This is a genomic window from Streptomyces scabichelini (assembly GCF_011045015.1).
Classification (GTDB): Bacteria; Actinomycetota; Actinomycetes; order Streptomycetales; family Streptomycetaceae; genus Streptomyces; species Streptomyces scabichelini.
Genome location: NZ_JAAKZY010000289.1, coordinates 1 through 11,741 on the forward strand (window position 1 = coordinate 1; position 11,741 = coordinate 11,741).

At 68.7% G+C, this 11,741-nt stretch carries 11 protein-coding genes; 4 read left to right on the forward strand and 7 right to left on the reverse strand.

The window, feature by feature from the left end; genetic code table 11:
* The coding region (locus G5C60_RS46040; RefSeq protein WP_165269464.1) for a hypothetical protein at window positions 1-680 on the forward strand (680 nt) is incomplete at its 5' end.
* On the opposite strand, the gene G5C60_RS46045 is transcribed toward G5C60_RS46040, so the two are convergent.
* The 6 genes from G5C60_RS46045 to G5C60_RS46070 all read right to left on the reverse strand — a co-directional run bounded on the left by G5C60_RS46045 (window position 642) and on the right by G5C60_RS46070 (window position 6,606).
* Window positions 642-1,748, reverse strand: a complete 1,107-nt coding sequence (locus G5C60_RS46045; protein WP_165269466.1) for a hypothetical protein — start codon at window positions 1,746-1,748, stop codon at window positions 642-644. The two genes, G5C60_RS46040 and G5C60_RS46045, sit on opposite strands and share 39 nt — an antisense overlap.
* Window positions 1,749-2,252: 504 nt before the next feature.
* A complete protein-coding gene (locus G5C60_RS46050; RefSeq protein WP_165269468.1) occupies window positions 2,253-3,032 on the reverse strand; it encodes a succinate dehydrogenase iron-sulfur subunit in 780 nt (259 codons plus the stop codon).
* Entirely contained in the window at window positions 3,032-4,789 is a 1,758-nt protein-coding gene (gene sdhA, locus G5C60_RS46055) for a succinate dehydrogenase flavoprotein subunit (protein WP_165269470.1), read from the reverse strand. The genes G5C60_RS46050 and sdhA overlap by 1 nt, the downstream gene beginning before the upstream one ends.
* A gap of 19 nt (window positions 4,790-4,808) precedes the next feature.
* Window positions 4,809-5,300 (reverse strand): succinate dehydrogenase hydrophobic membrane anchor subunit, encoded by a 492-nt coding sequence (locus G5C60_RS46060; RefSeq protein ID WP_165269472.1) that lies wholly within the window; start codon window positions 5,298-5,300, stop codon window positions 4,809-4,811.
* A 5-nt stretch (window positions 5,301-5,305) separates the two neighbouring features.
* A complete protein-coding gene (sdhC, locus tag G5C60_RS46065; protein WP_165269474.1) occupies window positions 5,306-5,686 on the reverse strand; it encodes a succinate dehydrogenase, cytochrome b556 subunit in 381 nt (126 codons plus the stop codon).
* Between the two features lie 269 nt (window positions 5,687-5,955).
* Window positions 5,956-6,606: a 2-oxo-4-hydroxy-4-carboxy-5-ureidoimidazoline decarboxylase gene (locus G5C60_RS46070; protein WP_165269476.1), complete on the reverse strand. Its 651-nt coding sequence runs from the start codon at window positions 6,604-6,606 to the stop codon at window positions 5,956-5,958.
* 156 nt (window positions 6,607-6,762) lie between these two features.
* On the opposite strand from G5C60_RS46070, the gene G5C60_RS46075 reads away from it, so the two are divergent.
* The 3 genes from G5C60_RS46075 to G5C60_RS46085 all read left to right on the forward strand — a co-directional run bounded on the left by G5C60_RS46075 (window position 6,763) and on the right by G5C60_RS46085 (window position 9,658).
* Window positions 6,763-8,367 (forward strand): beta-N-acetylhexosaminidase, encoded by a 1,605-nt coding sequence (locus tag G5C60_RS46075; protein WP_420907477.1) that lies wholly within the window; start codon window positions 6,763-6,765, stop codon window positions 8,365-8,367.
* A gap of 106 nt (window positions 8,368-8,473) precedes the next feature.
* Window positions 8,474-8,983: a hypothetical protein gene (locus tag G5C60_RS46080; protein WP_165269478.1), complete on the forward strand. Its 510-nt coding sequence runs from the start codon at window positions 8,474-8,476 to the stop codon at window positions 8,981-8,983.
* A gap of 99 nt (window positions 8,984-9,082) precedes the next feature.
* On the forward strand, window positions 9,083-9,658 hold the full coding sequence (locus G5C60_RS46085) for a hypothetical protein (protein WP_165269480.1): 576 nt from the start codon (window positions 9,083-9,085) through the stop codon (window positions 9,656-9,658).
* A 98-nt stretch (window positions 9,659-9,756) separates the two neighbouring features.
* Here the strand turns inward: G5C60_RS46085 and G5C60_RS46090 are convergent.
* On the reverse strand, window positions 9,757-11,741 hold a 1,985-nt coding region (locus tag G5C60_RS46090), incomplete at its 5' end, for an FG-GAP-like repeat-containing protein (RefSeq protein WP_165269482.1).

An 11,741-nucleotide genomic window follows, 5' to 3' on the forward strand; every position in this document is an offset into this window, starting at 1 on the left:
GGGGGTCGGCCGTGCGGTCGGGTGGGCGGTGGGCGCTGTCGGCGTTGCCGTACGCGCTTGCCGTGGTGGGGCTTCTGCTGATCCTTCGGGCAGCTGTGCCCAAGGGGCTTCTGGCCGGCCCCGTGATACTCCTCGCGGGCGGCGGTCTGTGGGCCGCCTACGACGCCGGGGCCTTCGACGGTTCGACCGCCGACCGGGTCTGGCCGATCGTGGTCATCGCCCTGGGAGCGGCGCTCTCGCTGGGCGTGCGGACGGAGTCTCCCCGTCGCGAGCAGGAGCATCCGATGCGCCGCTACCGGAGTGTCCTCGTGCCGGTGGACCGACGGGTCGTCACCTCGACGGTGCCTCTCCAGAACCTGACGGTGGGTTCGTACTTCGGGAACGCGGTGGTCGACCTCTCGGGCGCCGAGTTCATGCAGCTCGCCTCACCCGACGACCGCCTGCGGGTGCTCCAGGCGGACATCACGGTCCTCTTCGGAAGAGTGGAGCTCGTTGTGGGACCGTACTGCGCCGTGGTGAAGGGGAACGTGGAGAACGCTCCGGCGGTGCACTTCGCCGACCGGGTGCCCGTGTATCCCAACGAGCGCGCGTACTTGAACGACGGGGGCGCCCGCCAGCCGCATCGTTTGGTGTTGAACGTCCTAGGACTGGGCGGATCCGTCGCGATCAGTTCGTTGTAGGACGTCCTGGTCGTCGGAGGGATGAACCATGGCGTCGTCCTTCAAGCCCTTGCTGTCGTCGAGTCGCTCGCGGTTGTCGGGGGACAGGAATGTCGAGATTCTCCGGTTCAGCCGTACGACCTTCTTGGCCTCCTCGGGGATCTCGTAGTGGAAGGCTCTGATCAGGTCGAATCGGTGCAGGTCAAAGACCGTACTGAGGAGGGTGCCGTGGTAGAGGGCGGCGGCCACAGCTCCTCGGTACGCCAGGATCGCCATGCACGCCGGGGCCAGCGGAAGCAGTGACCAGGCATCGAGCCGGGCGAGCAGCGGGAGCATCGCGGCAGTCGCCACGGTGAGCGACACGCACAGCGAAGCGGAGGCCGATATGAGGTCCATCTGCTGATTGACGGCGCTCTGGAGGCGAGGAGAGATGAAGGGGTAGAGCCGCGGCCCGACGATGGGCATGTCGAGGCCGTACCGGTCCCCCGAGAGACGCTCACCGCGCATGAGGGCATTGCCCAACAAGGTGGGCATCAGCTCTCCCTCCGGGTCCTTGCCGCCCGGTTGTCTGAATTCGCGTACCTCAACGGGATAGCCGCGCCGGATCCGCCGGGACCTGGCCACGGCGCGGGCTCTTCTGGCGGCAGCGCGATCCGCGGCCGCGAGTTCGGCGAGCGGACGCATCCCGATGTGCGTAAGGGAGGCGGAGTGAGTCCCGTCGGTGTGACCGAAGTCCAGAATCGCCCTGTTGCGCCGCCGTCTGTGCCGTTCCACTGCGGCCCGATGCAGGGGGGCCAGAGGAGAGGGCGTTTCCCAGTACCCCTCCAGGAGTTGTACGACAGCCGCCTCGAACGGCCTGAGGAGCACCCCGCCCAGAAAGGCGAAAAAGAGGAACAGCGCGGCACCGAGTGCGTCCTTCGTGCCCGGCATGACCGCGCTGAAGTCCGCCTGCGCGTCCGGATCGTAGAGATGCGCTCGTGCGAGAACGGCGATGACGGTGATGACCAAGAAGGTGGGCATCACGCTGATGAGGCTGAATCGCGCGCCTCCGAGGGCCTTGCTGCCGGCCGAGATCAGTCCGCTCAGCATTCGGTCGGTCCCCTCACTGCGGCTTCTTGAGGGCATAGGGCAAGAACGCATTGCCACAGGCGCAGGCCTCGGAAGGCTTGGTAACCCGACGGGGAGGGACCTCACATCGCGTACAGGCCCAGATGTCCTCGATGTGGTTGGTTTTCGGATCAAACCCGTCCGACTCGACCAAGCGGCTCAGCATCTCCTGCCCGTGGCACCTTTGAGTCGGTGCGGTCGCCCCCGTCAGACGGGTCGGTTCCTGGCAGGTGGTGTTCTGGCAGACGTGCAGGTACTCCTGATCCTCCTTTGGTTCGGTGGAGTCCCCGGCCCAGCTCAGACGTGAGTGGTTGCTTCTCGCCTGCAAGTGCCGGAGGCCACCGCCTCGCCCTGTCCGACTCATCCCCGCCCCCGAGTTAGGTGCATCGAGTATGCCGCCAACTCCCTTTGCCGCACAGCATGTACGCGACGAGGGCCCCGCTCCCAAAGGGGAACGGGGCCCTCGCCCACGTACGGCCAAGAAGATCAGTAGCGGCGCGTGATCAGCGCCCGCTTCACTTCCTGGATCGCCTTCGTGACCTCGATACCGCGCGGGCAGGCGTCCGTGCAGTTGAACGTCGTGCGGCAACGCCACACGCCGTCCTTGTCGTTGAGGATCTCGAGGCGCTGCTCACCGGCCTCGTCGCGCGAGTCGAAGATGAAGCGGTGGGCGTTGACGATGGCGGCCGGGCCGAAGTACTGGCCGTCGTTCCAGAACACCGGGCACGAGGACGTGCAGGCGGCGCAGAGGATGCACTTCGTCGTGTCGTCGAAGCGCTCGCGGTCCTCGGCGGTCTGGAAGCGCTCGCGCGTGGGCTCGTTGGTGTCCTTCGTGATGAGGAACGGCATCACGTCGCGGTATGCCTGGAAGAACGGCTCCATGTCCACGACCAGGTCCTTCAGGACCGTCAGGCCCTTGATGGCCTCGACCGTGATGGGCTTCTCAGGGTTGATGTCCTTGATCAGCGTCTTGCAGGCGAGACGGTTCTTGCCGTTGATCCGCATGGCGTCCGAGCCGCAGATGCCGTGCGCGCAGGAGCGGCGGAACGTCAGCGTCCCGTCCAGGTCCCACTTGATCTTGTGCAGCGCGTCGAGGACACGCTCCTTCGGGTCGATCTCCACCTGGAAGTCTTCCCAGGTCGCCTCCGCGGAGACCTCCGAGTTGAAACGGCGGATCCGGAAGGTGGCCGTGATGTACGGGGAGTCGGCGAAGCCGGGCTCGGGCTTGCCGGCCTCGTCGGTCTTGTCCAGGGTCGGGGTTGCCATCAGTACTTACGCTCCATCGGCTGGTAGCGGGTCTGGACGACCGGCTTGTAGTCGAGACGGACGGTCTCGGTGCCGTCGTCGCCCACCTCGCGGTACGCCATGGTGTGGCGCATGAAGTTGACGTCGTCGCGGTTCGGGTAGTCCTCGCGGTAGTGACCGCCGCGCGACTCCTTGCGGGCCAGCGCGGAGATGGCCATCACCTCGGCGAGGTCGAGCAGGTTGCCCAGCTCGATGGCCTCGAGGAGGTCGGTGTTGTACCGCTTGCCCTTGTCCTGGACCGAGGCGTTCTTGTAACGCTCGCGCAGCTCGGCGATCTTCTCGACAGCCGTCTTGATCGTCTGCTCCGTACGGAACACCATCACGTTGGCGTCCATGGTCTCCTGGAGCTCCCGGCGCAGCTCGGAGACCCTCTCCGTGCCCGTCGAGTCGCGCATCCGCTCGATCTGCGCGACGACCAGCGAAGCCGGGTCCTCGGGCAGCTCGACGTGCGAGGCGGTCTTGGCGGAGTACTCCGCCGCCGCGATACCGGCCCGCTTGCCGAAGACGTTGATGTCGAGCAGCGAGTTGGTGCCCAGCCGGTTCGCGCCGTGCACCGACACGCACGCGACCTCGCCGGCCGCGTACAGACCCGGCACGACCGTCGTGTTGTCCAGCAGCACCTCACCCTCGACGTTCGTTGGGATGCCGCCCATCGCGTAGTGCGCGGTGGGCTGGATCGGGATCGGGTCGGTGTACGGCTCGATGCCCAGGTAGGTACGCGCGAACTCCGTGATGTCCGGGAGCTTGGCGTCCAGCTGCTCCGGCGGGAGGTGCGTGAGGTCGAGGTAGACGTGGTCGCCCTCGGGCCCGCAGCCGCGGCCTTCCCGGATCTCCGTGTAGATGGACCGCGACACGACGTCACGCGACGCGAGGTCCTTCATGACCGGCGCGTACTTCTCCATGAAGCGCTCGCCGTCCTTGTTGCGGAGGATGCCGCCCTCACCACGGGCGCCCTCCGTCAGCAGGATGCCCATGCGCCAGATGCCGGTCGGGTGGAACTGGAAGAACTCCATGTCCTCCAGCGGCAGCCCGCGCCGGTACACGGCCGCCTGGCCGTCACCGGTCAGGGTGTGCGCGTTCGACGTCACCTTGAAGAACTTGCCGCAGCCGCCGGACGCGTAGATCACGGCCTTCGACTGGAAGATGTGGATCTCACCGGTCGCCAGCTCGTACGCGACCACACCGGCCGAGTGCTTGACGCCGTCGACCTCGGTGATCAGCTGGTCGAGGACGTAGAACTCGTTGAAGAACTCCACGCCCTCCTTCACGCAGTTCTGGTACAGCGTCTGGAGGATCATGTGGCCGGTGCGGTCGGCCGCGTAGCAGGACCGGCGGACCGGGGCCTCGCCGTGATTCCTCGAATGTCCGCCGAAGCGGCGCTGGTCGATCGTGCCGTTCGGCGTCCGGTTGAACGGCAGGCCCATCTTCTCCAGGTCGAGGACCGAGTCGATGGCCTCCTTCGCCAGGATCTCGGCGGCGTCCTGGTCGACCAGGTAGTCACCGCCCTTGACCGTGTCGAAGGTGTGCCACTCCCAGTTGTCCTCCTCCACGTTGGCCAGCGCCGCGGCCATGCCGCCCTGCGCGGCGCCCGTGTGGGAGCGGGTCGGGTAGAGCTTCGTCAGCACCGCGGTCCGGCTGCGCTTCGTCGCCTCGATGGCGGCGCGCATGCCGGCGCCGCCCGCGCCGACGATGACTGTGTCGTACTTGTGGATCTTCATGATTCTCGTAGCCCCGGATCTAGCGGATGTTCGGGTCGAAGGTGAAGATCACCAGCGTGCCCAGCAGGATGGTGAACACCGTGGCGGTGTAGAGCAGGCCCTTGAGCCACAGCCTGGTGTTCGGCCGCTCCGCGTAGTCGTTGATGATTGTGCGCAGGCCGTTGGCGCCGTGCAGCATCGCCAGCCAGAGCATGGCGAGGTCCCAGGTCTGCCAGAACGGGGACGCCCAGCGGCCCGCCACGAAGGCGAAGCCGATCTTGGAGACGCCGCCGTCGAGGACGAGCTGGATCAGCAGGTGGCCGATGACCAGGACGACCAGGACGATGCCGGACAGACGCATGAAGAGCCACGCGGCCATCTCGAAGTTGCCGCGGGTCGACTTCGGGGTCTTCTTGGTGCGCTGGCGCGGGGCCTCGATGTAGGGAGCCGGGTTGTCGACGCTGTACGACAGCGCGCCGGCGCCCTCGACGGGGCCGATGCCGGAGGCGGCGGACTTCTCAGTAGTGGACATCAGGCTCAGCTCCCGAAGACTTCTTGAGCGGCGTGGCCGAGGACCGGGTACAGGGCCCCGACCATCAGCACGACCCAGATGCCGACAACGGTCCAGAGCATCTGCTTCTGGTAGCGCGGGCCCTTCGACCAGAAGTCGACGGCGATGACCCGCAGACCGTTGAGCGCGTGGAAGAGGATGGCGGCGACGAGGCCGTACTCCAGCAGCGCGACGATCGGCGTCTTGTAGGTGGCTACGACCTTGTCGTAGTCCTCGGGTGAGACACGGACGAGAGCGGTGTCCAGTACGTGTACGAACAGGAAGAAGAAGATGAGGACGCCGGTGACTCGATGAGCCACCCAGGACCACATTCCTTCCCGGCCGCGGTACAGCGTTCCAGCCGGCACGGAATTTCCTCCGGGAGCGGGGATTGGGGCCGCGCCGGCTTGTGCTGTCGGTCGGGCCCGGCCGGGTACGGTCCACCGGCCCTGGCCATCGTAGCGACGCCGTGTCGGAATGCTTACGGCGGGCCTACCGATGTGATCGAACTGGCACGGGTGGGGGAACTGGGGTGCCTATTCGTCTGCCGGGTGGATGGTTTTGGGCGGCTGCGGGTTGTTTGTGGTTGATCGCGCCCACGCGGCGGAGCCGCACATCAGACACAGCCCCGCGCCCCTTAGGGGCGCCCCGTTGCGCGAGTTGGGAGAAAGGATTCCCTTACCAAGCGCTTCAGCCTGCCCCTCGCCACGCCGCGTAGTTCCTCCGCCGTCAGGACGCGCTCCTCCTCCGGATCGTTTGCCAAACGTGACCGGATGGCGGCGAGCACATGGTCGAGGGCTTCCTCGGGGGGCGTGTCGTCCAGGCAGATGACGAACGCGTGGCCGAAGCGGGCCTCGTACGCGGCGTGCGCGGCGCTCAGGGCCGTGTGGGCCGCCGAGTACGCATGATCGGGGAGGAGGGGGAGGGACTCGCGGGCCAGGGCCTCGGAGAGGTCGCCGGGGGTCAGGTCGTACGCCGCCTCGTCGGCCGCGGCGAGCAGGGCGTCCAGGTCCGGGTAGGGGCGGTGGGCGGCTACGCGGCGGGCCCAGCGGTAGCTGGCGCAGCAGGTGAGGAGGGCCCGCTCGGCGTAATCGGCGGGTGCGGCGTTGAACCGCTCCAGGCCTGTGGGGTTCGGTCTTGGGTGGGTCTGCCCGGGTAGGGCGACGGCCTGCCCGGAGTGGCGAGAAGGACGGTGCGCAGGCAGCGTGGGGTTCCTCGACGGCTCGGTGAAGCTCTTGTGGGGGCTTCGCGCGTGATACGGGAGTGGATCAAGTGTGAGATGTGACATTCACGCTATCGAGGCTTGACGAAAGTTGTCCGACGGATGCCCGAATTTCACCCGGACGGGAGAGTTTCGGAAGGTGTGGTGGACGGTGGCGTCAGGTGACGGGGGCTTAGGTTCGCGGGGGGACAAGCGCAGCGCATACGAGATGGGTGATCTGTGGTGAACGGGCGTGGGCGCCGGGCGGCGACGGGCCGGAGGCCCCTGCTGGTCGGAGCCGGAGTGATCGTGGCGGGTGCCACCGCGTTGACGGTCTCCCTCTGGCCCAGCGGAGGCAACGGCGCGCCGATGACACAGCAGCCCGCGGACAGCACGTCCGCGGCCTCCCCCTCACCCAGTCGTACGTACCCGATGTCGACGACGCCCCGTACGATCCCGGCCGTACGCGAGCACACCCCCGCCCGCGGGCCCGGCTGGCGTCCGGCGGGCAGCGGCCGGGTGGTCGTGAACGACGTCGACCTGGCGGACGAGGGGCGGCTGCTCGCCGGGGAGCTGAAGCTCAGGTACGCGGGGACGGGTGACGCCCGCGCCGGGGACGTACAGCTGGCCCTCACGGACGAGGACGCCGGAGCCGAGTCGTACACGATGGCCGTCAGGAACGGGCGGGTGCGGATCAGCGGGCCGGCAGAAGCGGGCGTCTTCTACGGGACGCGCACTCTGAAGCAGGCGGTGCGTGCGGACGGTACGGCGCCCGAGGGAGTCGTACGCGACAGTCCCGCGAAGCCGCAGCGCGGGTTCATGCTGGACATCGCGCGCAAGCACTTCACGGCCGGGTGGATCGAGGACCGGATCCGTGAGCTGGGGGACCTGAAGTACAACCAGCTCGGTCTGCACTTCTCCGACGACCAGGGCTTCCGGATCGAGTCCGACAAGCATCCGGAGGTCGTGTCGCAGCAGCATCTGACCAAGGCCGAAGTGCGCCGCATCCTCGACCTCGCCGCGAGCCGGCACATCACCGTCGTCCCCGAGATCGACTCGCCGGGCCACCTCGGCGCGGTGCTCGACGCGCACCCCGACCTCCAGCTCCGCAACGTGAACGGCGTGGCCGCGCAAGGGGCCGTCGACATCTCCAAGCCCGCGGCGGCGGACCTCGTGGACGAGCTGCTGAACGAGTACGCGGACCTGTTCCGCGGGCCCTACTGGCATCTCGGCGCCGACGAGTACCGGGCGCTGATGGTGTCGAACCCCGAGGCGTCGTATCCGCAGCTGGCCGCTGCCGCGAAGCGCACGTACGGGGCGAACGCCGGCGTCGCGGACCTGGCGACCGGCTGGCTCAACGACCGCGCCAAGGTGATGCGCGGGCACGACCGGACGATGCGGGCCTGGAACGACGGGTTCTTCCCCGGGGGTGTCGCCCAGGCCGCCGACGACCTCCAGGTCGCGTACTGGACGGGCAAGGAGATCGGCGCCCGCCAGCCTGCCGAGTACCTGCGGGCGGGCCGCGACGTGATCAACTACAACGACGAGTACCTCTACTACGTCCTCGGCCAGCCCAACCAGTTCGTCTATCCGACGGGCCGGCGCATCTACGAGCAGTGGACGCCCCTCGTCCTCCGCGGCACGACACCGGTCTCCCAGGAGTACGACGACCAGATCCTCGGCGGCTCCTTCGCCGTCTGGTGCGATCTCGCGGGCTCCCAGACCCAGGATCAGGTGGCGTCGGGGATCCGCATGCCGCTGCGGGCGCTGGGGCAGAAGCTGTGGGATCCGCGGAAGCCGGCCGTGTCGTGGGAGGAGTTCACGAAACTGGCGGAGACACTGGGCTGACGTCGAGTTGTGCGGTTGGGGTGAGTCGACCGTTTCGGTAGCGAACTGCCGTGCGACTGTGATGTATTCGGGCCGAGTCGAACCGAGACGCCGGGGGGAAACCGGAATGGGTTACTGGGGGTACTACGTAGTCGGCAGGAGCGAGACGCCGCTCGCCGAGCTGGACGCGTTGTCGAAGGCCAAGGGCATGACCCTGCACCAGAGGGCGGACGACGGCTGGCAGGTGTGGGAGTGCCCGAGTGAGGACGGAACGGCCGACGTCGGGGACATGAGGCACCTGGCCGAGGAGACGGGCGCGCCCGCGCTCTTCGGGTACGTCATGGACAGTGACTGCGTGGTCATCGAGGCGGCCGCGCCGGAGAGCGGGGCGTGGACGAGCTGCCTGGCGCGCGAGGCGATGGCCGGGTACTTAGGAGGCGCCGAGAACGGGCTGACCGTCGAGGACTACTTCCTGGAGCCGCGCGACGCCGCGGACCGGGCGGTGGCCTGGGCCGCCGAGTCGGGCCGTACGGTGCCGGAGGAGCCGCTTCTCGAAGTGTTCACCTCGGACGCGGACCCCTCCGCCGAGATGCTCTTCTTCCAGTTCCTGGACCGGCTCGGTGTGATGCCCATGTGAGATTCGGCCATTTCGTACTGTGACGTTCCGGCCACGCCGCACGCAGTAAGGGGAAGTGCGGGCTCCGTAACCAGAGGCGCCCCACCCTAGGGAGGCGTGATGAGCCTGGTGGAACTGATCGCTCAGGCCGATGAGCGCGGTCTGGCGGCGAGCGGTCTGGCGTGCCTGGACCGGTGCGTGCCCTTGCTGGGTGGCGACGACGAGGTACTGCGGCCGTTGTGGGCGAGCCTCGCCGAGGGTGCCGAGGCCGCGGACTGGGGCGAGTGCGTGCAGGAGGCGCGGGCGAGGCTCGGTGCCGCGCAGGCTCCGGAGGGCGATGTCTCCGCCGAGGGCGAGGCCGCCGCGCTTGCGCACCGCATGCTCGGGGCCGTGCCGCTGGAACGTTCCGCCGCGAACCTGCGCGAATGGGCCGACGCCTGCTCGGTCGCCGCGCTCCAGGTCCACCGGCTGCTGGACGCCGCGGACGACGGCGCGTCCTCGGTGACGGCCCGCCGCGAGGGCCGTACGCAGGACATGTCGCCCCTCGTCGCCGCCGAACTGCGCCGCCAGATCGCCATCCTGGAGCTGCTGTCGGCCGGTGGCGCCGCGAGTTTGCGACAGGTCCTGGACCTGTCGACGGAGGGGCGGCGCGTGCTGCGCGCGGTCGTGTCGCGACGGGCTCGCGGGCGGGTCTGAGACGCAAAGGGGACGCAAAGGGAGACACAAGGGAGACGCAAGGGAAAGGCCGGGGTCCGTACGGGCGGGCCCCGGCCTTTCGTTTCACGGTGTGGCGCTTACGGGGTCAGGACCTGACCGACGCGCGCCCCCGTCGGCGTACCGAGCTGGGTCATGCCGTAGTACGCCGCCTCGGAGACGGAGACGCCCGTGCTGGTGCTCGGCAGGTACAGCAGCGTGCCGTTGCCCGTGTCCTCGCCCTCCGTGCCGAGGAGGAGGTGGGCGAAGCCCTTGCCCGAGAGGTCCGTCAGCGAGACGGCCGAGCCGAGCTTGTCCTCCTTCTCCGTGGAGCCGGGAATGCCGGTCGTGTCCTGGGAGTAGGAGAGCGAGCCGGTGCCGGTGAGGCCGGAGGAGGTGCCCTTGAAGAGCCACACCGCGCCCGCGTTGGCCTGGTTCGTGCCGCTGCGCGTGATGTCCTCGTTCGGGGCGCCGGTCAGCACGTCCGCGAAGCCGTCGGCGTTGAGGTCTCCCACGGAGACCGAGGTGCCGAGGGCGTCGCCGGACTCGTTGGCGCCCGGGACACCCGTCGTGTCCTGGGTGATCTTCGTCATCCCGGTGGTGGTGAAGCCGGTGGACGTGCCCGGGACCATGGTGACCTGGCCGCCGGAGATCGAGCCGGACTCGCCCGTGTACGGCTGGCCGATGACGATGTCGTCGTAGCCGTTGCCGTTCACGTCGCCCGCCGCGATGGAGCGGCCGCCCTTCACGGAGAGCGTGGACACCTTCGACAGGCCCAGCGCCCTGGAACCCTTGAACCAGGTGACCTTGCCGACGCCGGACTGGTCGCGGTAGTTGAGCGCCACGTCCGCGTAGCCGTCGCGATTGAAGTCGCCGGAGGTGGCGTCCGCGTACGCGAGGGTGCCGGCGGCGGTGGTGATGTCGCCCGCAACCTCGTGGCCGTCGTTGAAGCGGGCCGCCCAGTTGCCGCCGGTTCCGGTGGCCGCGGTGAAGACGTCCGCCTTGCCGTCGGCGTTGAAGTCGCCGACCGCGACCGTCGCGCCGAACTTCGCGCTGCTCATGGTGTAGTCGTCGCCGAGCGCCATGGTGTCCGCGCCGGTGTCGAACTTCGGGCCGTACAGGATGGTCACCGCACCGCGGTCCACATGGCCGGAGCCGTCGTCCTCGCCGGGCGCGCCGATCGCGAGGTCCGCGTAGCCGTCGCCGTTGATGTCGCCCCAGGCCGTGGCCGCGCCCCAGCTGTCGCCCTTCTCGGAGACGCCGGGGACGCCCGCGCTGGACTGGGTGAGCCTCAACTTGCTCGCGGAGACAGGGCCGTTCAGGCCGCCCGGCACGATCACGACGTTGCCGACGCTGCTCGACGCCTTCGGCACACCGGCGACGAAGTCGCTGATGCCGTCACGGTTGAAGTCGGCGGTCGGGATCGCGGAGTTCCTGCCGGGGGAGGAGGCGTACCGGCGGATCTCGCTCAGCTTCGAGTACAGGTTCTTGCCGGGGCACGCGGTGGCGAAGCCGTCGCGGTGACCGGAGATCGTGTTCAGCGTGGCCTGCTCGCCGGCCTTCCACACGCCCGTGTCGGCGGCGGCGGTCAGCGTGACCTGGCCGCTCGGGTTGCCCCCGTACTGGCCCAGCTTCCACGCGGCGACCCGCGCCACGGACTCCAGGGCGGCACGGGTCGGCTTGCCCGCGGGCTTCGCCGGAGTGGTGGCGGTGGCGGGGGCGCCCTCGAAGTCACCGAGGACGGCGATGCCCGCCGAGTCACCGTTGAAGCCGTACGTGTGCGCGCCGCGCACCGGCAGGTCGATACCGCCCGCGCGGCCCTCGAAGATCCGCCCGCACTTGTCGACCAGGAAGTTGTAGCCGAGGTCGTTCCACTCCTGGACCTGCACGTGGTACGCCATGATGCCGCGCACCAGCGACGGGGACTCCGCGCAGCTGTAGTCGTTCGCGCCGACCGTGTGGTGCACGAAGATCGCGCTGACCTTGTCGATGTACTCCGGCGGATCGTCGACCGTCGACTCGTCGGCGCCCCACGCGGCGCGCGGGATGACGGGCGGCTGCGTCACGGTGGACGGGGGCGGGGAGG